This is a genomic window from Anaerostipes sp. (genome assembly GCF_018381315.1).
Lineage (GTDB): Bacteria > Bacillota > Clostridia > Lachnospirales > Lachnospiraceae > Anaerostipes.
On sequence record NZ_JAGZSD010000016.1, the window covers coordinates 1 to 25,712 of the forward strand.

Genomic DNA, 25,712 nt, shown 5'->3' on the forward strand with positions numbered 1-25,712 from the left:
ACCGCCTCCGAATCTTTGCTTCAAGAAGAAAAACTAACATCCCTTCGAATGCAAGGCCTCCGAACTGGTCAAAATGGACATAATGTCTGCTGGAGAAGGGCAGCCATAAAACGGAAGGTTCCTTTTAGAGATAAGTTTTTCTTCACTGTCGGAAGGAGGCCTTTCCAGAGCCGACTGGAGATAGTGGAGAAAAACTCATACCTGCCCGTTAGAACTGGTCCATGATATGATAAAGGGCAAGTGGAAGACCATTCTTATATTCCAGCTCAGAAATGGAACATGTTCTTTTTCTGAACTTTATCACGGCATTGAAGGTATTACACAAAAAATGCTTTTGGAACAATTAAATGAATTGAGGCAGTTTGGATTAATTGATAAGAAAACTTTTGACGGTTATCCTCTGAAGGTAGAATACTATTTGACAGATCAGGGAGAAAAAATGTTATCCGCTGTTATGATCATGCAGGAAATCGGAATCGACCATATGTTAAAAAACGGTATGAAAGAATTTCTGGATCGTAAGGGAATCCGGTATTAGCCCCTGTACTAACAAAAAAGTAAGTAATTTACTTTATGTTATTTTTCTTCTATCATTTTCTGTGTTCATTAAAGTTACCATAGAAAGGACAGGAGAAAATGAAAAAAGCATTATTGATCATCGATGTTCAAAACGATTACTTTGCAGGCGGAAAGTGTGAATTATCCCATCCGGAATCGGCCTTAGACACAGTCAAAACTCTGCTCTGCTCATTCAGGAAGGAAAACCTGCCAGTTTTTTATATTCAGCATTTATCTGATGGGAATACAGACTTTTTTATACCGGGAACGTCTGGTTCGCATATCCATAAAGCAATAACTCCGCTTGAAACAGAAAAAATCATTGTCAAACACCACCCCAATAGTTTCTATAAGACAAATCTGCAAAGTGAACTAAAGAAAAAAGGCATAACAGACTTGGTCCTATGCGGAATGATGACCCATATGTGTGTGGATACAACAGTAAGGGCTGCAAAAGACCGTGGATACCATGTTACCTTGATTTCCAATGCCTGTACGTCTAAAGATTTAAAATGGAATGGAGTCACTCTTCCTGCAGCCACAGTCGGAAATGTATACATGGCTTCCTTAGACAAAAAATTTGCAGACGTTATGACAAGCGAACAATATTACAAACTAACAGCTGATGAAAACAAAGAAACATAAGTTTCCTAAGAGTTTTCTAAGATTTGTTTATATTTCGTTTATAATTGTTTATTTTCTATACATTGTATCTGTTCCGGATTCTGATATACTTTAAATATAGTTTTTCATATATTTTAATCCTCTCTTTTCATTAAATAAAAAAACAGGTTCCGTCCAACCAGCGGAACCTGTTTTTATTTACCTTAAGTGGTTTTTAATGCTTTATGCAGCACCTTGGCAACCGTTCCTCCTACAATGGAGCCTGCCAGTATCTCGATCACTGCATTGACTCCGACAAATGCACAGATAAACATCAGCGGGTTCAGATTGCCCATCGTTGAGTTAAGATTCTGAAAATATTCTGTATTCCAGTAACACAGCACCATAACTCCCATAAAAAATACGGTGTTCAGAAACGGTGCACAGAATCCCCCTATGTAATAATAAGAAGTCTTAGCCTGTCCACCCCGTTTCAAAGCCTTGAATATCACTCCAGTAAGAAATCCCATAAGTGCTCTTGTCGGAACAGCTACTAAAAATGCATAAAACGGATTGATCCCTACAAGAACCGCACCAAACGGATTCATTCCAAAAAATCTTGCAAAACTGATCAGCCCGAATGCCAGTCCCAGAACTGCTCCTGCTGCCGGTGAAAATATCATTGCTCCCACCCCTACCGGGATCGTAAGAAGTGAAACTTCAAGTAATCCAAGCCGAAGGTATCCCAGCGGCGTAAAGGTCATAATAAAAATAATAGCTATGAACAGTGCAATCTGTACCATTCTAAGAACTTTTTTGTTTCCCACTTTTTCATCCTCCTATATTTCCCTTTATATTACCACGCTGCTTTGGGGTTTCACAAGTTCTTTTGGAAAAACACTGCTCTTGACCTGATATTTCTTACCAGCTGCCGCCTCCGCCTCCTCCGAAGCCTCCGCCGGAAAAACCGCCCTTGCCCCCGCTGCCCGATGTTCCTCCGGAAGTGCCGGCAGAAGATGAATCACTCAGCGAGACTGCTGCAAACGTAATGTTTCCTGCCACACAGCTCAGCATTACTCCTGCATTCCAGCTGCTTATCTCATATCCGGCATGGTACCAGCCCGGAGCCGGAATTTCCAGCATCTCCAATTTCTCTGCAAGCTTGTCATAAAGCCCAAATACATAAGCATAGGACATGATATGATAAAAAATCTCTGGCTGTTCTTCTGCCAGCACTTTCATACGTTCAAGTTCTGCAGTTTCAATAAAAGAACGCAGACCTGTCAAACACCCCATCCACCGGATACATTTTGGAGTCCGCCTTTTCATAAAGCATGTCAGGGGCATCATAATTGCTGCGGCAGCCAGGACAATGCCTATCTCTATGGTATAATCAAATATTTCGTTTCGGGATGCTTTACAGACATAAAATACAAAGTAAAATATTTGTGACATGTAAAAGAGAACTGAACCGCCTGCAGTAAAGAAAGTCCTCTTTCTCCCTGAAAGGGAATACCAGCCGTCAACTCCCCTGCAGCAAAAATACATTCCCAGTCCCATGCCGGTGCATAACAGCACCTGGACTACTACCCCTACAGCGGTCATGTATGAATAATGTCCTGTGATAACTGTAATCCAGATAACCGACAGTACTGTACATAGAAAAGATAATTTCTGCAGTCTCCATGAAGGCTTAGTATAAATTCCAGCTTTGCTTTCTCCGTCAAAGCTCTGTATAAGCTGTGTTTTAGCATTCTCCATTGTGATCCAAAAATCATTTTTCAATCCGTTTAAATATACTGAGTCCCGGTTTTGAAATATCCGTCCAAATACAGTGCGCTGATAACTTGGTGCTTCTTCTGGCAGTTCCTTCAGCTTATGCAGGGTCATTAAATATTGTTCTTCTTCCTCTATCCACAGATTGCCTTTGTCGGCCCAATACAGAATCAGAGAAAGAATATCCCTGTCTTCTGCAATCCCATCAATGACATACCCGACAGCAGCGCTGTCCATATCTTCCGGAGGTTCAAACTCTATGGAAGGAATAATTTTTTCATCTCTTCCGAAGTACAGATACAATACAGCAAGCACTGCCAAAAGAATCACAGGAGGAACCCAAAGAAATAATGATATCCCTGGTTTCCCTTTTATCCCTGCAAATCCCTTCTGCACCTGTCCGGAAAAACAAGTAATCCCACTGCCTGCCGGAAGTTCCTTCTTCAGTGTTCCGGTAATCGTATTCTCTTTTGTATTCCTTTTCAATTCGAGCAGATTATGAGCACTTTTTGCAGATCCATAAGCTCCATAGTAAAACTCAATTTTTTCTAAGTCTGTGTCTCCAGGGAAATGAATAGAGAAACGGCTTCCCTTTGGTATCGCATTTTTCCATCTCGAAGGATAGATATTATAATAGATATACGGAAAAGGCTGCCCCTGCCGTTCAGGAGTCAGCCGGTAGGTAAACTCATAATCACCTTTTCGCACCGCTTCATCACTGTGACCGAAGCGGAATACTTTTGCACCATTCTGATGAGATTCAGTTATTTCACTGTTTGGCAGCTCAAGCTCTACATTTGCAAGGAAAGGAAATTTTTTTATATTGTCACCCTTTTTGTATGCCACAAATCCTTTATCAGGGATATATCTGTAGATACCATGCCTGTCTTCCAAGAACTTTACTTTAATCTGTTCTGTTACCAGATAATAGCCTTTTTCGTCTATTGAAATATCTACATCATAGGCCTCTGTCTTCATATATAAATCTTTTTTTACTTCCGGATCAAGTTCCTCTGCAAGGCGGTCGAAATAGCCGGCTTTTATGAGAAAAATAGCCAGTATGGCCAGTATCGGAATAAAATTCTTCAGGCTAAAACTCTTCATAAACATCCCCTCCCCTTTCTGAGATAATTATAACACCTTCTGAAGTTCTGCCTCTACAATTTTTCTTCCCTTTATTTCCTTTACATGAATCTTGATTCCGCAAACCTCCAGTTCAAACCTTGCTCCGTCTTTTGGAATAGAATGAAGTCTGCTGAAAACCAGCCCTCCCAGGGTATCACAATCCGGACGGTCCGGAATCTCCACATTTAACTCCTGTCTGATAGTGTCCAATTTTACAGCCCCTGAGCACTTCCACAAATTCTCAGCAGTCTTGCTGATTTCAGGGGGTTCTGACGGATCAAATTCATCGTAGATGTTCCCAACAATTTCCTCCAGAAGATCCTCCATTGTGATAATGCCGCTTACCTCCCCGTACTCATCCACAACAACGGCCAGATGGATTTTTTTCTTCTGCATATCCTGAAAAAGTACAGAAGAAGGAATGGTTTCCGGCACAAAATATGCTGGTTTCATCATATCCTCCAAACCCTTTTCCTTGTTTTCATTCAGGCTGATGAGAAAATCCCTGGCATATAATATTCCTCTGATGTCATTGAGATTCTTTTCATAAACCGGAAATCTGGACAGTCCGGTTTTCTGGATAACCTGAAGAATTTCTTCCTTGCTCTGGGTGAAAGAAATTGCTGTCACCTCGGAACTGTGAGTCATATGGTCCCCGGCCGTGGTATCCCCGAATTCAAATACATTCTCGATCCACTCCTTTTCTTCACTGTCGATCGTCCCTTTTTCTTCTCCCAGTTCCATCATAAGGCGTATTTCTTCCTCGGTCACTGATTCTTCCTCCGCTTCTGTTTTCATGTGAAGTACTTTCAGCACCACATTTGTAGAAGCAGACAGAAACCATACTACAGGTTTCATGACAAATGCTACAGCTGAGACAGTTCCGCAGGAGATTTTTGCTGCCGCAAGGGACTTCTGCATGGCAATCCGTTTCGGCACAAGTTCCCCGAAAATCAGTGTAAAGTAGGATAAGATCAAGGTAATTAAAATAACAGCTATAGTATCCAATGCGGAAACAGAAATAGATGTAAATCCCAGATCCTCGTAAACCCACTTAACAAAATATCCGGAAAAATTGTCGGCGGCAAAAGCACTTCCCAAAAATCCGGCCAATGTGATCCCAATCTGTATGGTTGAGAGAAATCCTGACGGTTCCTCCACAAGTTTCAGCAGCTTTGCTGCTTTTTTATCCCCTTCTTCAGACAGTTTCTTTACCTTAGCTCCATTGAGGGATATAACGGCAATCTCTGCCATAGCAAAAAAAGCATTTAACAATATTAAAATTATCTGTACCAATAACTGTGCAGCTATCTTATTCAATTCAGCACTCTCCTTTTCTTTTTTATCTTCAATCTAAATACTTGCAAATCTTTTAAATCATCTGCGCATATGTATACGAAGATACGAAAAGGCGCAGTCCGCCATTGTATAAAACAGCAGACTGCGCCTGTATATTATCTTGAATAAATCGTTTGCCGAGTCACTATCGTCAGCTTCGTCCATAATCTCTCCAATACCTCTTTCTGAATTAAGTAAGATTATTATATGAATACGGACAGCAAATGTCAATAACCATAGCTCAGTTTATGTGTTAAGACTTCAATTTCTCACCAGCTGCCTCCGCCTCCCCCGCCGAAGCCTCCGCCCGATGAACCGCCGCTTCCGGAACCTGACGAACCAGAAGAGCTGTAAGAGCCGATCGAATTATTCATCTGTGTGCTAAACTTTTGAAATGATTGATATTGGAATGTAAGATGCCTGCCATAACTTTCAAACCACACAGGCATCTCCACGTTCAGTGCCTCCAGCTTTTCTGCATATATTTCTGAAAGCCCAAACACATAGGCATAGGGGAAAATATGATAAAACAGATTTGGGTGCTCTTCTCCCAGCACTTTCATCCGGTCCAGCTCAGCAGTTTCTATAAAATCCCTGAATCCTGCCAGATAGCCCATCCATTCTGTACACTGTTTTGTTCTTTTTTTCATAAAAGCTGTCAATATAAAGCCTGCTGCTGTAATCCCGCAGATAATGAACATAGTACCAGTAAAATCAAAAATCTTTTGTCTGTATGCCAGGCTCATATAATAAACTATGTATGATACCAGTCCTCCGCCGCAGAGTATGCATCCCGTAATTTTAATCCACTGCCTCATTCTGTCCGACAAAGAATACCAATAGTCCACTACATAGATGATAAGAAAAAATCCAACAGATAACACTGCAAAAATACTCATTTCCACATGCTGTTCCGTCTCACTTAAGATTCCATACTGCGTACTGCTGATCATGAACACCGCCAGAGGGGTAATCGCCAGCAGCACTCCAATCCACCTTGCTGCCCTGGACTCTCCGGTATAGATCAAATCCTCATAATTTTTTTTAAGCTTTTTGCCTGTCTCTTCCACTGCACCGGTCATTCTGTCAGGTATATTCTGAGTAGAGATAAACGGCTCATCCTCGGTAAACAATTTTCCAAAAAAATATGTCTGATATTCCGGAGCGTAGGGCGGGAGATCTTTCAGCTTATAAACCGTCACTCCTTCTTCTTCCTCTTTAATAAAGACATATCCCTGATCCGCCCAATATAACAGTAAAGAAATCACATCCTGGTCATTTGCTTTGCCGTCAATGATATATCCGATTGCTGCACTGTCGATGTCTTCCGGCGGCTGATATTGGATTGAGCTTATAATTTCTTCGTCTCTGCCGAAGTTTAAAAATAACAGAATAAGGACAGTTATACAAAAAGCTGCTGTCAACAAGCCTTCTTTTCCCAAAGACGGATGGGTGACAGACGTAAAATACCCTTCTCCAAGGCTGCCAAAACAGGTGATGCCCCAGCCCAAGGGCAGGTCTTTCTTCAGCACTCCCGTAACCTTTCGCCCGGTCTCATCTATTGTTATATGAGCTGCATCCCGGGCATCTCTGGTTTGTCCCTGTTCCCCGCAATAAAACTTCAGCTTCGACAGATTTACCTTTTTAGGAAAGTGAATCGTAAAACTGCTTCCTTTGGGAAGAGGATTTCTCCATTGGCCGGGCAGTACATTATAATAAATATTATGATAATCTTTTTCTTGATGATAAGGAGTGAGCAAGTAGCTGAACCGATAGGTTCCCGCATTCACTTCTTCTTCCCTGTCCCCAAACTGCATAACAATATTTCCGTTCTCATGCCGATATTGTGCCGTTGTATTGGCATCTTCCATTTTCACATCTGCATAATACAAAAATTCATGTTCCCGATTCTTTTCATCAATATAATACTGTTTACCCCTTACCGGAATGTTGCGGTAGATGCCGTGTCTCGGATTTACAAAATTTACATCTATAGCTTCCTTTACAGAGTAGCTCCCATTCTTCATCAAAGTAATATCTGTTTGATATTTCTCTGTTTTCATATTCTGGTCAGGCTGTACCTTCTGATTGAAGTTTACCGGCTCATCCACCGTTGTTGAATACAGCCCAATTATAAGCAGAATACAAATCCTGCTCAGAAAATTTTTCATCCCCATCCCTCCCCATAAAAATGTCTGCAACTATTCTTTTGATTTAATTTTATTATACCATTACTTCGCTGTTTATGGCCTTTTTTAAGCTTTTGCTTCTCAGATTTTTTGCTGCAGAACTCTTCCCTGAATTTACGCTTTTACTATAACAAAACCGTAAAATAAGCATTTATTTTAGGAGCCTTTTCTGCTGATATTCCAAAATAAGACCTCTGCTGTTATCCGTTCCAACCCTCCCCCTGCCGGACAGTTGGCTCCCTTTTGCTCTTAAAAGCCTTCAAACATCTCAAAAACAGCCATTGACTGTGCATTCGCCGGATGGATTATAGTGAAATCAAGATCAAAAATCATATTGCCACAGGAGGTAGAAAATTATGAGAACAGAAGCATTTTTAAGCTACAAAATGACAACGGCAGATGCCAATAATCCGGAGGGTGTAATCCCGGTTGGCAGACAGTTTGATTTCATCGGAGATGTAGAAACAGAACTGATGATTTTGAATGACGGAGATGAATCTCTCTGCCTTGGCTATAACGACGTAAAGTTTATGGAAGATGCCTATGTGGGAGACCAGCTGGACTTTAAAGCAACCATGGTCAAGGTGGGAAATACATCAAGGACCTGCCTTATTCAGACTTTTAAAGTAGCTACTCCTGCAAAAAGACTTGGAATAGAGGGAGCGAAAGACGGAGATATGTACTATTTCGATGAGCCAAAGCTGATCACAGAAGGCAATGTTATCCTCGTCGTAAAAAAGGAACTTCAGAGAGGCGCACAGCCGGACGGAACCGTCAAAGATCCATGGAAAGCAATCGATTAATTTTACATATAAAAAATGAACAACTCAAGGAGGTTTTGATATGAGCGAACAGACAGTAACAATGAGATACAGAATGTCAAGCAGAGATGAATTTTACGGCGGAGGCGTGGTAAACGGCGCGCGCTCCATTACATATATGGGAGATACTGCAGACCGCCTTATGGCAAAGGTTTGCGGCAATACAGGAAGATGCTGCCTTGTTGAAAAAATCCGATTATATAATCCCGTCTTCGCCGGAGATTATATGGAGTTTATCGCAAGGGTTACAAAAACTGAGGGCAATAAAGTCTACATCCAGTGCCGTTCTTTCAAAGTTGCCCAGATTCCTGAAAATCCGGAATTTGAAAGTTCCATTGATATGCTGAGCGATCCGGAGATCTCAACAGAAGCGTTTTTCGTATATGAAGTTCCGGAACACAAAGTTAAAGCTTAGATAAAAGGAGGATCACATGAAAGCATTAGAAGGCGTTAAGGTCCTGGATCTGACACACGCATATAACGGGCCGTTCTGTACTACTTTGCTGGCAGACAACGGTGCTGATGTCATTAAGTTCGAGCCAATCCAGGGAGACCAGTGCAGAAGCTGGGGACCGATTGATGAAAAAAGCGGGGAGAGTGGGTTTTATGCATTCTTAAACAGGAATAAAAAAGGCGTTACCCTGAACCTAAAAAATGAAAAGGCAAGGAAAATCTTTTATGACTTAGTAAAGGATGCCGATGTAGTCGTAGAAAACTTCCGCGCCGGTGTGTCCAAGAAGTTAAAAGTAGATTATGAAACATTAAAAGAGATCAATCCGAGCATCGTCTATGCTTCCGGCTCAGGTTTTGGACAGTACGGACCGTTGTCCAACCGTCCGTGCTACGATATCGTTGCCCAGTCCATGGGAGGTATGGTAAACATGACCGGATTCCCGGATTCCCCTCCTACAAAAGTCGGACCTTCTATCGCTGATAATGTGACCGGCATCTATCTGTGTGTGGGAGTTTTAATGGCACTGTTCAACAGAGAACGCACCGGCCGGGGACAACAGGTGGATGTGGCCATGGCAGATACTATTTTCAGTCTCCTGGAAAATGCCATTGTGACTACAACGATGGATGGTGTGATCCCGCAGCGGCAGGGAAATATCGACCCTTCCATTGCTCCTTTTGATATCTACAAGGCAAAAGACGGATATATCGCGATCGGTGTCGGCAATGACCGTCTGTTTAAGACATTTTGTGAAACTATCGGCAGAGAAGACCTGCTTGAGGATCCGCGGTATCAGACAAATGACCTTAGATGCAAGAATTACACAGACGGTCTTCAGCAGCTCATCAGCGAGTGGGTTGCCTCAAAAGGGAAAAAAGAGATTGAAGATCTGTTTGATAAAGCCGGAATCCCCTGCGGCCCGGTACTGGATATGCAGGAAGCTATCGACCATCCGCATTTCCAGGCAAGAGAAATGATGGTGCATATGGATCATCCGGCAATCGGTGAGATGTATTTCCAGGGATGCCCGATCAAATTAACGGAGACTCCGGGCAGTGTAGACACTCCTGCCCCTCTGCTCGGACAGCACAATAAAGAAGTATTCGGGCTGACTGACGAGGAACTGGAGTCATTAAAAGCCGAAGGCGTAATGTAATTAGGAAAGCAGGAGGTAAAAATGGATTTTAAACTGACAGACGGACAGGAAATGCTGAAAAAAACAGTCCGTGAATTTGCTGAAAAGGTTGTGGGCCCCAGAGCTGAGGAAGTGGATCAGACCGGAATCTTTCCGAGAGATACATTCGGCCAGATGGCAAAACTCGGTCTCACAGGGATCGGAACTCCTGAGGAATACGGCGGAAGCGGAGGCAATGATATTGATAAGGTAATCACGGTAACCGAACTTGCAAAAAAATGCGCGGCTACTGCTGGTATCTTATCCATCCACACCATCTTTGCTTCTGTGCTTTTAAAGTTCGGCAGTGAGGAACAGAAGAAAAAATATCTGCCTAAGGTGGCATCCGGCGGTGACCTGGCGGCATTTGCACTGACAGAACCAAATGCAGGCTCTGATGCAGCGGCGGTCAGAACAACCGCTGTCCTGGATGAAAAGACCGGGGAATATGTCCTGAATGGCACTAAATGTTTTATTTCCGGAGGCGGCCAGGCCAAATATCTTCTTATCTTTGCCCTGACTGATCCGTCTAAGGGAGTGAAAGGCTTATCCTGCATTTTAGTAGAAAAAGGAACCCCAGGCTTTTCTATAGGAAAGATTGAAAATAAAATGGGAATCCACGGCTCTGAAACTGCCGAACTGATCTTTGACCAGTGCCGGGTTCCAAAAAAAAACCTTGTGGGCAAAGAAGGCGCAGGATTTAAAATGGCCATGAATGCTCTGGACGGTGCCAGAATCGGCGTCGCTGCACAGGCATTGGGTATTGCCGAAGGTGCCCTGGATGAAAGCGTTAAATATATGAACGAAAGAGTCCAGTTCGGAAAACCAATCAAAGCACTTCAGGGGCTGCAGTGGTATATCGCAGATATGGCCACAAAGACAGAGTGCGCCAAATGGATGATCTACTATGCTGCTTATTTAAAAAGCACCGGACAGCCACACACAAAAGAGGCTGCTATCGCAAAATTAAATGCCTCTGAAAATGCACGGTTTGTTACAAATCTTGCTCTGCAGATCCACGGCGGATATGGGTATATGAAAGATTATCCGCTGGAGCGTATGTACAGGGATGCAAAAATCACTGAAATCTATGAAGGTACTTCTGAGATCCATAAAGTCGTGATCTCAAGGGCTGTTTTAAATTCTAACGGAAAGTAATGGGAGGGAAAGCATGAAGATCATTGTATGCGTAAAGCAGGTTCCGGACACAAATGAAGTCCGGATCAACCAGGAGACCGGGACACTGATCCGGGAAGGGGTCCCAAGCATTATAAATCCGGATGATAAAAATGCGTTGGAGGCCGCCCTTGTCCTGAAAGAAGAGACCGGAGCTGAAGTCTCCGTGGTAAGCATGGGGCCTCCTCAGGCTGCAGATGCATTAAAAGAAGCCATCGCTCTTGGCGCAGACCATGCATATCTCGTAAGTGACCGGGCATTCGGCGGTTCTGACACATGGGCTACCGCCACGATCCTCGCAGCTGCCATTGAGAAGATCGGTGATTATGATCTGATCCTGTGCGGAAGACAGGCAATCGATGGTGACACTGCACAGGTGGGACCTGAGATCGCTGAGTTTCTTGGCATTCCGCAGGTGACTTATGCCAAGCATATAGAAAAAGACGGCGATGCCCTGAATGTCACACGGTTTACAGAAACGGGTGACTATAAGATCAGGACAAACATACCGGTGCTCCTGACTGCCATCAAAGAACTGAACGAGCCCAGATTTCCAACTGTACAGGGGATTTTCAGGGCTTATGACGGGGATGTGGAAATTAAGGTCCTGGGCTTGTCCGACCTTAATGTAGACCAGACCCAAATCGGTCTTAAGGGTTCTCCGACCAATGTATACCGTTCCTTTGTCCCTGTAAAATCCAAGCAAAGTGAGATCATTGAGGGGACCACGGATTCAGAAAAGGCAGAAACCCTCATTGAGAAGCTTCGGCAGGCAAATTTGATTTAAGGAGGACAGAAAATGGAACGAGCAAAAGTAAACCAAGGGATTGACCTGAGTGCATATGAGGATGTCTGGGTTCTTGGAGAACAAAGAGAGGGAAAAATACAGCCGGTTACCATTGAACTGATGGGTGAAGGCCGCAAATTGGCCGACAAGTTAAAGAAAAAACTTGCGGTTGTTATTCCCGGATATAAAATTGAAGCGGAAGCCGAAAAGCTTCTTCACTACGGCGCAGATGTGGTTTACTATATGTCGCATCCGCTTCTTAACAGCTTCTCAACCGATGGCTATACTTCCGCTTTTGTACAGCTGATTAACGAGAAAAAACCTGAGATCGTGCTGGTAGGGGCAACTTCCGTTGGACGGGATATCGGCCCCAGAATTGCTGCCCGTCTCGGAACAGGGCTTACAGCGGACTGCACCAAGCTTGAAATTGATGAGGAAGACGGCAAAATTCTTCAGACAAGGCCTGCCTTCGGCGGAAACCTGATGGCCACCATAGTCTGCCCGAAAAACCGGCCTCAGATGTCCACAGTAAGGCCTGGTGTCATGGAAAAAGCGGTTCATCAGGAGACAGCCAAAGGAACGATGGAAACTTTTATCCCTGAACTTTCAGAAAGTGATATCAGAGCTAAGCTTGTTGAAATCATTAAAGAAAACAAAAAACAGGTCAACTTAACGGATGCACGCATTATTGTATCCGGAGGAAGGGGACTGAAATCCGCAGAGGGCTTTGAATTGATTAAACAGCTGGCAGATGCTCTTGGAGCAGAGGTAGGATCATCCAGAGCCTGTGTAGAGGCCGGCTGGATTGATGCATCCCATCAGGTCGGGCAGACCGGAACCACAGTCAGACCCGATATTTATATTGCCTGCGGTATTTCAGGTGCAATCCAGCATCTGGCAGGTATGAACGAATCAAAATACATTGTTGCCATCAATAAAGATCCGGAAGCACCAATCTTCGGAATCTGTGACTATGGAATCGTAGGAGATTTAAACGATGTAATTCCTGCGATGACCGCCCAGCTCACACAAAAGGAGGGTTCTATATGAATTTTCAATTAACCGACCAGCAATTATCTATTCAGAATATTACAAGGCAGCTGGCTCAGACAGAACTGCTGCCGAACGTATTAAAAGATGATGAAGAAGGAAGATTCCCTGAGAAAGCATACGCTAAAATGGGACAGATGGGGCTTATCGGCCTTCCATTCCCTAAAGAGTACGGCGGACAGGGTGCAGACTATCTGTCCTATGTATTGGCAGTAGAAGAAATATCTAAAGTTAATTCTTCCGTAGGAATCGCCTACTCCGTATGTACCTCTCTGTTCTCCGGAGGCCTGATTAACTCTGCCAGCGAAGAGATCAAAAAGAAATATCTTCCGGATGTTCTGGCCGGAAAGAAAATGGGTGCTTTCTGTCTTACAGAACCAGAAGCCGGTTCTGATGCAGCAGGATGTAAAACAACGGCTCTCTGGGATGGAGAAGCCTACGTGCTGAACGGTCTTAAGTGTTTTATAACAAACGGACCTCTGGCTGATTACTTCCTTGTTTTCGCCTTAACAGACCCTGAAAAGAAAACAAAAGGCCTTTCTGCTTTCGTTGTAGAAAAAGCCATGCCCGGAGTTTCAGTCGGAACCATTGAAAATAAATGCGGTATCAGAAGTGCACAGGTATCAGAGATCATCTTTGAAAATGTCCGGGTGCCAAAAGAAAATATGGTCGGCGAGGAAGGCAAAGGTTTTGCTGTTGCCATGAAGGATCTGGACGGCGGAAGGATCGGAGTGGCTGCTCAGGGGCTTGGGATCGCAAAGGGTGCTTATGAGATCGCACTCCAATATTTAAAAGACCGTCAGCAGTTCGGGAAACCGCTGTTTAAAAATCAGTATCTTGCTTTCAAAATGGCTGAACTCTCTGTACAGATCGAGCAGGCACAGTATATGCTTTATAAAGCTGCTATGGATAAACAGGAAGGGCGCAGCTACTCCATTTCTGCTGCAAAAGCCAAAATGGTATGTACCGATGCAGCTATGCAGGTTTCCCAGGAAGCGGTACAGATGCTCGGAGGAAATGGTTATATGAAAGAATACCATGTAGAGCGTATGATGAGGGATGCCAAGATCACACAGATCTATGAAGGAACCAATGAGATACAGAAGCTTGTTATCAGCGGCAGCCTGTTTCGTTAAACTCACCTGTTAAAAGAAAAAGCCCGGTTCACTGTAATACATCCCTTGTCAAGCGGATAAGGGATGTATTACACAGTCCGGTTTTTTTAATATACACCTTTTAAATCTCATACTTTATTCGTAAATCATTAAACGAGTTAAAATCAACTAATCGGTCGTGCTGCAGTCTTCCTACTACAATTCCTGGATGAATTCCAATTTTATCAGCAAAAATAACAATACTTTCCCTGTTAAATATAGACTGACTTATAAATTCATTATATTTATCCTTGGGGATTAATGAATCCACAGCAAACAAATCTGCTTCTTTCTCAAGTTTCATATCTGCAATTTCGATTTCGCTGTTATCTTGTACAGCGATAAATGTTTTAGATGTTTTATGCTGAAAAACATGGCACAATTCGTGAAAAAAAGAAAACCAGAATATATCTGTATGAGCATTGCATGTGTTGATGGCCAGCAGTACTTTATCATGGTTTAACCATTTCACGGCACCGTGAATACCAGAACCCTTTAGATTCGGCAAGAAAACTAAAGCAATTCCGCATTCTTCTAATATATCCCGCATTTTTGGAATAAATTCACCAGCCTGAAGTAATGTCATTTTGCGCAGTTCAGGTAAAAATAACCTTAATTTCTTTGGATTATATGTTCCTGTCTCTAGATTTCTCGCCATATTAATAGCTGTCTGAACCCATGCGTTTGCACATATAACATTTTTATTACTATCTTTTGATGCCGCAGCCCTAAAGTTAACAAGAAAGTCTTTATTATTAAGTATGCTGAGTGAAGATACTGCTAAATACTTTCTTAACTCCCGAATTTTTTTATCTTTTTTTCGTGATCTGCAGACTGCCCCAAGTTTAACAAAATAATTATAATCAAGTACATCAAGAATTGCTTCATCTGCTCTTATTTCAATATCAATCTTATTTTCCAAAATTGCTGCGTCATATGCAAGCTGCAGATTCAGCCAGACAGTTACTGATGTGCCCATCATTGCTGCAAGCTTTTCTGCAATATCTTTATTCATTGGCGTTTTGCAGTTAATAAGTTCACTCAATACTTTATCGCTTACATTCAAACGTTTGGCAAATTCGCTTTGGGTTAATTCCATCTCTTCAATAAGATCTCTAATATACTCTCCCGGGTGAAAAGCAATGCTTTGTCTATATTCCGTTCTATTCATAATGCTTGCTCACCTCCAATAAGATAACCGTAACTGTAGAGTTATAAATTACAATATCATTTTCTGTTGTCCATTCGTTTCCATCCGGACCAACCGGAATCAAAATCAGCCTGAATCCGGTTCTTTTTCCTAAATCTATCGCATATGTACCTTTTCTGTCTCCTCTTAAAGGATGCAAACGAAAGGTCTTCATGTTTTTAATATCCATAAGGAACACAGACGCATCAATAAATTGTAATGTCTTATGTAATTTATCAGCAACATTCTTACCCAACTTTATCTGTGCATGTCTATAATCGTTACATAATTTTTGTATATTTTTGTTATCATAATATATTTTCATTATAACTGAGCGTATCTCCTGTCGCAATATTTTTTACCCAAAAAGTAAATTATTTTTTATAATAAATAATACAGTATTTTACAATTTACTCAATATACAAATTATACCATCTTTTAGTTTGTTTTTGTACAAAATTTTACAATCTCAGATTTTAACACATTATGCTTCTATGGGCACCCCGTATTTTATCCCCTTCGGGCTGGCGTGCTTACGCACGATAAGGTATAATAATAGCAATGAAGTGAATGTAGGGGGACAAAGTTTTGGACAGAAGTCATTACTATTCTATCGGGGAAGTTGCAGCAACCTGTAACACGTCAATCAAAACTCTTCGTTACTATGACGAGATCAAGCTGGTGGTTCCGGAGATCCGTAAGGCGGAGAGCAAATACCGCTATTACAGCAAAGACCAGATGGTGACGATCTCCATTATCCGCAAGCTGCGTATGCTCGGTTTTTCAATTAAGGAAATCAAGGAAATCGTTTCTGCAAACCAGGTGCAAAACCTGGAACAGAAGATCGAAGAGAAGCTCGGATGTATAAAAAAAGAAATAGAAAATCTGAATCAAAAGTATTTTGAAGGAGAACAGTTCCTGCAGAGATTAAAGGAAGGAGCCCAGATTCTTCACCTCTACGATGATGAGCTGAAAAAAATCCAGGCCGGTGAACTGGAAGCAATCTCTGTCAAGGAAGTGCCTCAAGTCAACCTGTACCACTCCCGCAGGATTATGCATGCTTATCACAATGACGAAGTCTCCCTGGAGCGCTGGGTAGAGATCAACGATGAAGTCTCAAGACACGGTCTGAAAGTCTGCGGTCCGATCACCGTCACATATTACACAGAGCTGCTGGACCAGTTTCTCTCCAAAGACTGTGATATAGAATTCGGCATCCAGGTGGAGGAAAGCTCATCCCAGCATGTCCGGAAGTTCGGCGGCTTCCTGGCTGCTACTGCGTTTCATGTGGGACCTTATAGTGATGTTATTAAAACCCACATCAAGATCATCCAGTGGATCAACCAAAACCACTACAAGGTGGCAGGCCCGGTATCAGAGGAATTCATTATCTCTCCTGTAGACCTGCGAAATGAAAATGAGCATGTCACCAAAATCATCATTCCTGTCACAAGGAACCAGGAATAAAACAGAACAAAGAGGCACTCCTGTCAAGCTTTAAAAGCCTTTGCGGAATGCCTCTTTTTCTTTAAAACAGGCGCAGTCAATGCCTGAATTCTCACTCTTTTTCTACCGGGATAATAATCTTTGTCACTCTTCTGTTCTCATCATTTACATCCAGCGGTGAAAGAATAAACTCTTCTGTAGCCGGTCCTACAGTCTTATAATTGTGCTTTTTAATCCATTTGATCAGCTGAATATAAGTACTTGAAATGTCTTCATAGTTGCCAATATGAATCACTGTAGCCGCAAGCATTCCTCCAAAAGGACGGATATGACCGGCAGGTTTTGATTCTTCCACTTGGACAGCAAACTCGATCTCAGAATCCTGGGACAGAAACTTATTCAGAATATTGCTGTCATAAAATGTGACATATACCGGTCCTGCTATTTTACAGTTCATTGTCTTGGCTTTTTCCATAATCCCCAGCCATCGTTCAAGAGAAATCTCAGAATAATCATAATCCTTCATGACCCGCCGGTCATATAGGAGATTTACCTCCGGAATAAATTCAACAGATACCTTCATCTCATCAGAATGCCCGTCTGAGAGTTCCTCCAGGATATCAATCCCGTTCTGTATTTTTTTGAGAAAATAACAATACTCCGTATAGCGGTTAATACTCTCTTCAATCTCCTGTTTCATAGACTGAAGCTTTTTCAGCATATTTTTTTCCAGTGCTTTGGCTTCATTTTCGGAGACAATCTCTTTAATCTCCTTTAAAGAAAACCCCATTTGTTTCAAATTCTTAATAATGACTATCGTGATAATCTGGCCTTTAGAATAAAGACGGTAGTGAGTCTCCTGATTCCTTTGATCCGGAGTAAACAGACCAATCTCATCATAATATCTCAGCGTTTTCTGCGGAATATCACAGATTGCTGAAAGTTCTCCAATGCTGTAATAAGGCTTGTCTATAAAAATAAAAAACACCTCCCTCAGTGCATTTTTAGTGTCACTGTTATTATAACAAACGGTGTAAAATACGTCCATTTTAAAAGCAGGACGGCAAAAAGAACGCTGAAATATACAGCGTCCTCTCTGCTTATATTAACGTAAAGGAAAGCTATGAGTTTTTCTCCATTATCTCCAGTCGGCTCTGGAAAGGCCTCCTTCCGACAATGGAGAAAAACTTATCGCTAAAAGGCACCTTCTGTTTTATGGCTACCCTTCTCCAGCAGACATTATGTCCATTTTGACCAGTTCGGAGGCCTTACATTCCTGAGACAGCAAGCCGGAGAACTGGTCAAAATGTCATACTGCTTACTTGTCAGCGTCACATTTGAGAACTGCATTCAGGAGTACAGATGCCCCCTGTGTGCACTGTTCCGGTGATGTATACTCTGGTTCGCAGTGAGAATGTCCGTCCTTGGAAGGTACAAATACCATTGTAGTCGGCATCATGTATGCTGCAAACTGAGCGTCATGTCCTGCACCTGAGTTGATTTTCTGGTTTGAGTAACCAAGTTCATCAACTGCTTCCTGTACATATTGAACCAGTTCTTTGTCATAGTAAACTGTGTCTCTTGTCCATGCCACTTCATAATCAACTTTACATTTTACTACTTCTTTTGGCATTGATTTAATGACATTGACAACCTGTTCAATTACTTCCGGTTTTTCATGTCTTGCATCGATAGAGAATTCTACATAGTCCGGAATCACAGTATGTACATTCGGATGACAGTAGATTTCTCCGGTTGTATAAACTAATTCAGGATCCAGTTTATCCAATTCATCGTGAAGATACTGAAGAACCTTGGCTGCCCCGTATAAAGCATCCTGGCGGTATTTCATCGGAGTAGTTCCGGCATGGTCTGACTGTCCGTAAACCTTAATCTTGTAATTAATCATTCCAAGTACGCAGGTCACAACACCGATATCTTTCTTGGCTGCTTCCAGGATCGGCCCCTGTTCAATATGCAGTTCAAACATCGCCATATAATCCTTATTATTTAACCGATTCTCTCTGGCACCTTTATATCCGGAAGCTTCCAGTGCCTCTCCGAATGTTTTTTCAGGATCCAGAACAGATTTGGATGCCAGCATGTTTTCATGAATAAAGTTTTTCTTAATATCATCCGGAAGATAGTCATTGCAGATAACTCCGGAAGACATCATAGCCGGCGGATATAAGGAACCTTCTTCATTGGTCCAGATCATGGCTGTGACATTGTGTTTATGAGGAATCTTCTGGTCTGCAATAGTTTCCAGAACTTCCATGGCTCCCATAACTCCCAGGATTCCGTCATAGTTTCCGCCGTTCTTTACAGAGTCACAGTGGGAAGCCATGACAATGTTCGGAAGATCAGGCTCAGAACCTTTTAAAGTTGCATAGATATTAGCCATATCATCTGTTTTAATTTCAGCCCCGATAGCTTCCATTCTTTTTACGAACTCTCCCCTTGCCTGTAAAGCTTCCGGTGAAAGAGAGTATCTTGTGATGCCTCCGTGTCCTGCATCCCCAAATTTACTCATTGTAGTAATTTTGTCCGCCATCCGGTCTAAATCACATGTATACATAAATGAACCTCCTTATTTGTTGTTTAACCGATAGTTTTTAAAAATATTCCAGCATACGGCTGCCACGATTGTCCCGGAAGCTATGGAAGCTCCTGTGATAAACGCTTCCAGCCGGTACTGTGCAAATTGCTCCCAGTCAGCCTTAAATGCATTCTGCATCATCATAAATAAGGCTGCCCCCGGAATCAGGGGAATCATACCTACCGCAAGATATAATGTTGCGGGAACCTTTGTCCTGACTGCCAGACATTCCGCATAAATCCCCAAAAATAATGCTGCTGCAAAATATTGTTTCCCGTACTGAGGGATCATCAGCCCTGCCGTAAGATATACGCACCATGCAAGACATCCTCCCAATGAACTATAGAAAACTTCTTTTCCGTGCAGATTGAATAAAAAAGCAAAGCCCAGGGCGCCGAAAAATGCTGCAATGATTTGATTTAATCCGCTCATTTTAATCTCCTCTCAATCCATAATGCAGACATTTTGATTACAGGCAGCTGGCCGCTGCAAAACCCAGGGCAATGGAAAGACTTAAAAGTACTGCCTCCCCAAAACGGGTAAGGCCGGATAAAAAATTATCTGATATCATCTCCCGAATACAATTTGTAAACATCAGGCCCGGTATCAGGATCATCACATTGCCGATACTGATTTTATCAGAGGAACACGGCATGCCTGTACGTGCTGCCAAAACCGCCAGGGCTCCTGCTGCCAGCGAACACAGGCAGGAGACAAGAAAGCGGTTCATATTCATGTTTTTCAAAGGTATCTCCACGATCTTAATCATGACTCCAATGACCGCGGAGACTGCTGCATCCAGCACTGAGCCTCCGAAAAACAGGGTAAAGGCAGATGAGATCAGTGCATAGATCAGCATGCTCTGCCGGTTTGTATACTTGGGCAGTTCGTGGATCTGTTTCAGATCTTTCCTGACCTCATCCATGTCCGGAAGGTTCGCACACACCTTCCTTGACAGATTATTCAGATACTTCAGCTCCTGAAGGTTAAAAGCTGAGCCATGGATTCTTCTGGACTGAGTTATAATACCGAAATTCTTGGAGGAAATAGTGGCAACAATTGTATACGTGATTGAAAAAACTTCAGTCCGTTCAGATCCATAAGCTGTGCAGATCCGGAAAATCGAATCTTCTACACGGCTGATCTCTGCACCGGAGATCAGCATACGCGCCCCGATCTCCAATGCATTTTCAAGCATCTGTTCTGCCTCTTTTCTAGTAACCGCCTTACCCATGGCACCCTCTCTTTTTTATCTCAATTTTCTTGGGCTTCGCTTCACAAATTGACCCATACCAGGAGTTCCTTTGAACTCTCCGTCTGCATATACTACATTTCCGCGCAGGAATGTGCGGACAGGATATCCGTGGAGCTTCTTTCCTTCCCAGATTGTGTGGTCACAGTCTGAATGCATTGTATCAACGCTGATAGTAAAATCTTTGTCTTTGTCGTAAATGACAATATCTGCGTCCTTACCGACTGCAATAGAACCTTTCTGGTCACATCCGAAGATCTTTGCAGGATTTGTGGAGCACAGCTCTACTGCTCTCGGGAATGATATTTTTCCAGAGTTGGCTGCATCCAGCATATATGGATATAAGTTTTCAATTCCGGAGCATCCGTTAGGAATCTTAGTGAAGTCATCCTTACCCCAGTCTTTTTCGTAGCTCTGGAACGGACAATGATCAGTAGCCACTGTATCTATAGACCCGTTTCTAATGGCTTTCCACAAAGCATCCTGGCTCTCCTGGCCTTTGATCGGAGGGGAGCACACAAAGTTGCGTCCGTCTTCTCTCTTATAAACATCACAGGTAAACTCCAGGTACTGCGGACAAGTCTCCACAAACACAGGTGCTCCCTCTTGTTTTGCCTGGATGCAGGCTTCAAGGCCTTCCTTATCTGCCATATGTACAAGGTAAAGCGGTGCATCCAGATGTTTTGACCAGTGTACGGCTCTTTTGTCTGCCTCAGCCTCTACAAACTCCGGACGGCTCATGTAATGATACCAGGCGCCCGTCTTTCCCTCTTTTAAAAACTGCTCTGTATACATGTCAATCAGGTCCGGATTCTCTGCATGGACATTGATCATTGCTCCTAATTCTCTTGCTCTAAGCATCAGTTTTGCAAGAGTTCCGTCGCTTACCATCCAGCCTTCCTTTTTATAAACAAGGAAGCATTTAAAGCTTGTGATTCCCTCTTTTACGGCCTCTTCCATCTCCTCAATGATCGCTCCGTCTGAAAGGTCTGTGATGCAGCAGTGGGAAGCAAAATCCACACATGCCTCTTTCTCTAAAACAGCTTTTTTCTCCGCGATAACTCCGCGGATTGTTTCTCCGGTATGCTGTACCGGATAATCAAAGACCGTTGTGACTCCGCCGCAGGCAGCCGCTCTGGTTCCTGAGAGATAGCTGTCAGAAGAAATGGTACCGCCGAACGGCATTGCCAGGTGTGTATGTACATCCAGTGCTCCCGGAAGTACCAGCTTGCCTGCTGCATCAAACACTTCATCTGCATCTGCTTCTATATTTTCTGCAATGGCTGCAATCTTTCCGTCCTTCACGCCAATATCCGCAGAAAACATTTCAGAAGCTGTTACAACAGTACCGTTCTTGATCACTAAGTCGAATTTTTTCATATGATTGTCCCCCAATCTGACTTATGCTTTACTCATACTTGGTTTTCATTTTTACTTCATGCTCTTCTACTCCCTGTTTCATCTCAACCTTGCCAGGGGTAATGCAGTCCATAACCGGACAGACATTCAGGCACAAATGACATCCAACACATTTGTCTTCATTGAGAACCGGCTTTCTCTCTTCTTCATCCCATGTGATGGCCTGGTGTCCGCCGTCAAAGCAGGAGACATAACATCTTCCGCATCCGACACATTTGTCTTTATTAAAGTCCGGATAAAGGATAAAGGTACGGTCAATATCATCTGCAGGCACAATGTTCGGCAGAGCTGTTCCTACCAGATCAGAAAGCTTATCAATTCCATGATCCTCCATGAAGTGAGACAGTCCGCTGATCATATCTTCTACGATGCGGTATCCATACTGCATGACAGCTGTTGTAACCTGAAGGTTTGAAGAACCTACAAGAATGAAATCCAGTGCATCCTTCCATGTTTCGATTCCTCCGATTCCTGTAATCGGAACATCTTTCAGTTCCGGATGCTGTTTCATCTGTGTGATGAAACGGAGTGCAATCGGTTTTACAGCTGCCCCTGAATAACCGGAAATGGAAGATTTACCGTTTACAACAGGCATTGCCGTCATATTTTCCACATCAATATTTGTAATTGCCTTTACTGTATTGATTGCGGCAATTCCCTTGGCTCCGCCTTCCATTGCAGCGATCGCCGGAATCTCCATGTTTCCGATATTCGGAGTCATCTTTGCAATTACCGGCAGATGTGTAGCGCCTGAAACAACCTCACAGTATCTGCGCACAAGATCTGGATTCTGTCCCACGTCAGATCCCATAGCAGAAGATGTCATCTGCGGGCAGGAGAAATTACACTCAATCATGTCAACTCCGGCTTCTGTTACCTTCTTAGCAAGGATCTCCCACTCTTCTTCATTGCTTCCCATGATGCTGGCAACAATCACCTTGGTCGGATAGTCCTGTTTCAGTCTTCTCATATATTCAAGGTTGTCTTCCAAAGGTTTGTCTGAGATCATTTCCATGTTCTTAAATCCGGTCCATGGTGTCCCTTCTTTAGAAGTGATATCAAAACGAGGGGAGCATTCATTCGGGATAAATATACCGATTGTTTTATAATAAACTCCCGCCCATCCTGCTTCCAGCGCTTTTGCACACATTTCATAGTTGCTTCCTACCGGAGAAGATGAGAGGAAAAACGGGTTTTCACATTTGACTCCTAAAAAATCAATTGATAAATCTTTCTTAATGGACATATACAATGCCTCCTTTCTATTTGTTAAAATAGTCTGCGATTTTTTCTGCAGCTTCTTTACCTTCCGCAACAGCTTCTACAACGGTTTTTCCGCCATTTACCATATCTCCGCCTGTAAAGACGTTTTCACCTGCTGTGATATCTGCCACATCGTCTCCAATGGCCTGGCCGATTGCCAGCACTACCTGATCCGTTTTCATAGTCAGGTCAGATTCTCCGTCACGTCCTGCAAACTTCATTGCGGCAACATGCCCATTTTCTCCGATAATCTCTTTCGGTGCAAATTCCTGAATGATCGGGATTCCCATACTCTGTACGAAGCTTACCTCATCTATATCTGCCGGAGCTTCCTCAATCGTTCTTCTGTAAACGATCGTTGCTTTTGCTCCCAGCTGTTTTGCAGTTGTGACGCAGTCCATAGCCACATCCCCGCCTCCGATGACGATTACGTTTTCGCCAAGAGCCAGCTGGTCTGTGTTTGTCTTCGCCTCTCTTAAGAAATCAATAGCGGTTACCACTCCCTCAAGATCTTTGCCTGGAATGTCCACCACCTTTGATTTCCAGAGACCTGCTCCTACGAATACTGCATCGTAGTCTTTTTTAAGTTCTTCAAGTTTTGCCGGATCAACAGCTTCATTAAATTTAAATTCAACTCCCAGTTTTTCGATGGTCTGAATATCAAAATCAACTACTTCCTGTGGAAGCCTGGTCGGTATAATTCCATATGTAAGAACCCCGCCTGCTTTATCCTGAGCCTCATAGACTGTTACAGAATATCCTTTCAGTGCCAGCTGTCTTGCGCAGGCAAGAGATGCCGGGCCTGCTCCCACACAGGCAATCTTTTCTTTCTTTGGCTCTGCGGCTTTTAAGAATTCCATTCCCTGTTTTTTCTCTTCTTCCACAAGGAAACGCTGGATTTTTCCAATCTCAATCGGCTTATCAATGCCTGTACGGCTGCATTCCTGCTCACACATTTTGCCGTATGGACAGACCTGTGCACAGCAGCCTGCCAGCGGATTGTTTTCACGAACTGTCTCAGCAGCTCCTTTTATATTACGGAAACGAAGGGAACGGATAAACTTCCCAGGATCTGTACCTGCCGGGCATCCTTTGCTGCACGGTGAATCATGGCAGAGAAGGCATCTGGATGCTTCTTCCATTGCAGTTCTTAAGTTAAAACCCTTTTCCATTTCTTCGCCATACTCTTTTTTTGTTATTTTACTCATGGTTGTTTCACACTCCTTTTTTATTATCAATTTCATGGTTTTCAATCAGAGACTGAGACTTTCAGCCGGCCCTATTCTTTTCCGAATTTCTTGAAAAGGAATCTGCCTGAATAGTCGCAGGACACTCCAAGAAGATTGCCTAACAGAAGGCATATTAAGAGCATTTTCCAATCCCCGCCGCTTGCGAATGCAGAAAAACCTCCCATAAACGTATTGGGTACCAGAGATAAGAGATCAATGTGAGACTGGAATACAATCAGCCAGGAAAAGAATCCTGTTACGACTGCTCCAAAAATGATCGTGTTGTTAATGCCTCCGGACAGAATAATCAGCATCCCCCACAAAAGCCCCGTGTAGTTGCTGCACATTGACTTAATAAATCCTGTCTTTCCGCACCCGGCGGAAAAATACGAAGTGCATCCGACGAATCCGATCCATGTGGCAAGCCCCAGGGCAGAGCCGACTCCCTGCCAGATACAGCAGAAAATCCCGGTACCGATGGCGTTAGCCATAATTACACTCATAGCTGCTCCTTTCTTATTGCGATTCTGTTATTTGTTAAGTTCATTGTATCGGATACACGCTGTGGAAAGTAAAGAGGGAGATTATAATTTTTCGCTAAAATCAGAATAGTAAAATCATCAAATACTACCAGTAAATAATTGTTTATTGTTACAATAAAGAGAGTTTTTTGTTTGATATTTAACAAACCTATCAAATTTTATGGTAAAAACCCACAAAAATCATATAAGATATAAACAATTTATAAATAAAATCACGAAAAAAACCTTCCAGCCAGTGGAAGGTTTTTGTATTTTAGAGTTCTTAAATTATAAGCAGTATGAATGATAATTTTTTTATTATCACTTCTGAAATCATTCACTTTTTTGTGAAGGCGGATCTGATTCTTTTTCCTCCTTTTTCCACATTGCATACGTATACACTGCCTGCGCTATAAATATAACAATCAACAATGCTGGGAACCATATTGGTAAAATAGAATACTGTGCAAGGAACGGTGAAAGGATACAAAAAATTATTACAAGAGGCAGCATCCATAATGTCCGTTTAAATTTACCCTTATAATCAAGGTCCCAATAGCTGAACTTTTTTTGTGTATCTTTTTTCATA

At 42.7% G+C, this 25,712-nt stretch carries 26 protein-coding genes; 11 read left to right on the forward strand and 15 right to left on the reverse strand.

Going from position 1 to position 25,712, the window contains the following annotated elements:
• The 3 genes from KH180_RS11920 to KH180_RS11930 all read left to right on the forward strand — a co-directional run.
• On the forward strand, nucleotides 1-225 hold a 225-nt coding region (locus KH180_RS11920), incomplete at its 5' end, for a hypothetical protein (protein WP_290760598.1).
• Nucleotide 226: 1 nt separating this feature from the next.
• Nucleotides 227-538 carry a winged helix-turn-helix transcriptional regulator gene (locus KH180_RS11925; RefSeq protein WP_290760601.1) on the forward strand — a complete coding sequence of 104 codons (312 nt, stop codon included), beginning with the start codon at nucleotides 227-229 and terminating at the stop codon, nucleotides 536-538.
• Between the two features lie 98 nt (nucleotides 539-636).
• Nucleotides 637-1,203, forward strand: coding sequence for a cysteine hydrolase family protein (locus KH180_RS11930; RefSeq protein ID WP_290760604.1), 567 nt, complete (start codon nucleotides 637-639; stop codon nucleotides 1,201-1,203).
• A gap of 182 nt (nucleotides 1,204-1,385) precedes the next feature.
• On the opposite strand, the gene KH180_RS11935 is transcribed toward KH180_RS11930, so the two are convergent.
• The 4 genes from KH180_RS11935 to KH180_RS11950 form a co-directional block, all read right to left on the reverse strand.
• Complete coding sequence (locus tag KH180_RS11935) at nucleotides 1,386-1,988, reverse strand: ECF transporter S component (protein WP_290760607.1); 603 nt, start codon at nucleotides 1,986-1,988, stop codon at nucleotides 1,386-1,388.
• A gap of 94 nt (nucleotides 1,989-2,082) precedes the next feature.
• The gene (locus tag KH180_RS11940; protein WP_290760610.1) at nucleotides 2,083-4,041 is read right to left on the reverse strand and encodes a DUF2207 family protein; all 1,959 of its coding nucleotides are present in this window, start codon (nucleotides 4,039-4,041) and stop codon (nucleotides 2,083-2,085) included.
• Between the two features lie 27 nt (nucleotides 4,042-4,068).
• Entirely contained in the window at nucleotides 4,069-5,382 is a 1,314-nt protein-coding gene (locus KH180_RS11945) for a hemolysin family protein (RefSeq protein WP_290760612.1), read from the reverse strand.
• A 287-nt stretch (nucleotides 5,383-5,669) separates the two neighbouring features.
• Nucleotides 5,670-7,571, reverse strand: coding sequence for a DUF2207 domain-containing protein (locus KH180_RS11950; RefSeq protein ID WP_290760614.1), 1,902 nt, complete (start codon nucleotides 7,569-7,571; stop codon nucleotides 5,670-5,672).
• Between the two features lie 374 nt (nucleotides 7,572-7,945).
• Between KH180_RS11950 and KH180_RS11955 the strand changes: the two genes are divergently transcribed.
• Genes KH180_RS11955 through KH180_RS11985 form a run of 7 tightly spaced genes read left to right on the forward strand, consistent with a single transcriptional unit; the run spans nucleotide 7,946 to nucleotide 14,187 of the window.
• Complete coding sequence (locus tag KH180_RS11955) at nucleotides 7,946-8,392, forward strand: beta-alanyl-CoA:ammonia lyase (protein ID WP_290760617.1); 447 nt, start codon at nucleotides 7,946-7,948, stop codon at nucleotides 8,390-8,392.
• A gap of 40 nt (nucleotides 8,393-8,432) precedes the next feature.
• Nucleotides 8,433-8,825, forward strand: coding sequence for a hotdog fold domain-containing protein (locus KH180_RS11960; RefSeq protein WP_290760620.1), 393 nt, complete (start codon nucleotides 8,433-8,435; stop codon nucleotides 8,823-8,825).
• Nucleotides 8,826-8,841: 16 nt separating this feature from the next.
• Entirely contained in the window at nucleotides 8,842-10,020 is a 1,179-nt protein-coding gene (locus KH180_RS11965; RefSeq protein WP_290760623.1) for a CaiB/BaiF CoA transferase family protein, read from the forward strand.
• Between the two features lie 21 nt (nucleotides 10,021-10,041).
• Nucleotides 10,042-11,196, forward strand: coding sequence for an acryloyl-CoA reductase (gene acrC / locus KH180_RS11970; RefSeq protein ID WP_290760626.1), 1,155 nt, complete (start codon nucleotides 10,042-10,044; stop codon nucleotides 11,194-11,196).
• A 13-nt stretch (nucleotides 11,197-11,209) separates the two neighbouring features.
• Nucleotides 11,210-12,001: an electron transfer flavoprotein subunit beta/FixA family protein gene (locus KH180_RS11975; protein ID WP_290760629.1), complete on the forward strand. Its 792-nt coding sequence runs from the start codon at nucleotides 11,210-11,212 to the stop codon at nucleotides 11,999-12,001.
• 12 nt (nucleotides 12,002-12,013) lie between these two features.
• Nucleotides 12,014-13,051, forward strand: a complete 1,038-nt coding sequence (locus KH180_RS11980; RefSeq protein ID WP_290760632.1) for an electron transfer flavoprotein subunit alpha/FixB family protein — start codon at nucleotides 12,014-12,016, stop codon at nucleotides 13,049-13,051.
• Nucleotides 13,048-14,187, forward strand: coding sequence for an acyl-CoA dehydrogenase family protein (locus KH180_RS11985; RefSeq protein ID WP_290760635.1), 1,140 nt, complete (start codon nucleotides 13,048-13,050; stop codon nucleotides 14,185-14,187). Before KH180_RS11980 ends, KH180_RS11985 begins: the two co-directional genes overlap by 4 nt.
• A 100-nt stretch (nucleotides 14,188-14,287) precedes the next feature.
• On the opposite strand, the gene KH180_RS11990 is transcribed toward KH180_RS11985, so the two are convergent.
• A complete protein-coding gene (locus KH180_RS11990) occupies nucleotides 14,288-15,376 on the reverse strand; it encodes a HigA family addiction module antitoxin (RefSeq protein WP_290760638.1) in 1,089 nt (362 codons plus the stop codon).
• Nucleotides 15,369-15,719 (reverse strand): type II toxin-antitoxin system RelE/ParE family toxin, encoded by a 351-nt coding sequence (locus KH180_RS11995; protein ID WP_290760641.1) that lies wholly within the window; start codon nucleotides 15,717-15,719, stop codon nucleotides 15,369-15,371. Before KH180_RS11995 ends, KH180_RS11990 begins: the two co-directional genes overlap by 8 nt.
• 263 nt (nucleotides 15,720-15,982) lie before the next feature.
• Between KH180_RS11995 and KH180_RS12000 the strand changes: the two genes are divergently transcribed.
• Nucleotides 15,983-16,861, forward strand: a complete 879-nt coding sequence (locus KH180_RS12000) for a MerR family transcriptional regulator (RefSeq protein ID WP_290760644.1) — start codon at nucleotides 15,983-15,985, stop codon at nucleotides 16,859-16,861.
• 91 nt (nucleotides 16,862-16,952) lie between these two features.
• Here the strand turns inward: KH180_RS12000 and KH180_RS12005 are convergent, their stop codons facing one another.
• The 9 genes from KH180_RS12005 to KH180_RS12045 form a co-directional block, all read right to left on the reverse strand.
• Nucleotides 16,953-17,828 carry a MerR family transcriptional regulator gene (locus KH180_RS12005; RefSeq protein ID WP_290760646.1) on the reverse strand — a complete coding sequence of 292 codons (876 nt, stop codon included), beginning with the start codon at nucleotides 17,826-17,828 and terminating at the stop codon, nucleotides 16,953-16,955.
• A 330-nt stretch (nucleotides 17,829-18,158) separates the two neighbouring features.
• Nucleotides 18,159-19,418 (reverse strand): Zn-dependent hydrolase, encoded by a 1,260-nt coding sequence (locus tag KH180_RS12010; protein ID WP_290760649.1) that lies wholly within the window; start codon nucleotides 19,416-19,418, stop codon nucleotides 18,159-18,161.
• Nucleotides 19,419-19,430: 12 nt separating this feature from the next.
• Entirely contained in the window at nucleotides 19,431-19,871 is a 441-nt protein-coding gene (locus KH180_RS12015) for a threonine/serine exporter family protein (RefSeq protein ID WP_290760652.1), read from the reverse strand.
• A 37-nt stretch (nucleotides 19,872-19,908) separates the two neighbouring features.
• The gene (locus KH180_RS12020; protein ID WP_290760655.1) at nucleotides 19,909-20,673 is read right to left on the reverse strand and encodes a threonine/serine ThrE exporter family protein; all 765 of its coding nucleotides are present in this window, start codon (nucleotides 20,671-20,673) and stop codon (nucleotides 19,909-19,911) included.
• Nucleotides 20,674-20,688: 15 nt separating this feature from the next.
• On the reverse strand, nucleotides 20,689-22,071 hold the full coding sequence (gene hydA, locus KH180_RS12025; RefSeq protein ID WP_290760658.1) for a dihydropyrimidinase: 1,383 nt from the start codon (nucleotides 22,069-22,071) through the stop codon (nucleotides 20,689-20,691).
• 28 nt (nucleotides 22,072-22,099) lie between these two features.
• Nucleotides 22,100-23,356 carry an NAD-dependent dihydropyrimidine dehydrogenase subunit PreA gene (gene preA, locus KH180_RS12030; RefSeq protein WP_290760661.1) on the reverse strand — a complete coding sequence of 419 codons (1,257 nt, stop codon included), beginning with the start codon at nucleotides 23,354-23,356 and terminating at the stop codon, nucleotides 22,100-22,102.
• Between the two features lie 16 nt (nucleotides 23,357-23,372).
• Entirely contained in the window at nucleotides 23,373-24,581 is a 1,209-nt protein-coding gene (locus KH180_RS12035; RefSeq protein WP_290760664.1) for an FAD-dependent oxidoreductase, read from the reverse strand.
• Between the two features lie 71 nt (nucleotides 24,582-24,652).
• Entirely contained in the window at nucleotides 24,653-25,105 is a 453-nt protein-coding gene (locus KH180_RS12040) for a DUF1097 domain-containing protein (RefSeq protein ID WP_290760667.1), read from the reverse strand.
• A gap of 351 nt (nucleotides 25,106-25,456) precedes the next feature.
• A complete protein-coding gene (locus tag KH180_RS12045) occupies nucleotides 25,457-25,711 on the reverse strand; it encodes a hypothetical protein (RefSeq protein WP_290760670.1) in 255 nt (84 codons plus the stop codon).
• Between the last annotated feature and the right edge of the window lies 1 nt (nucleotide 25,712).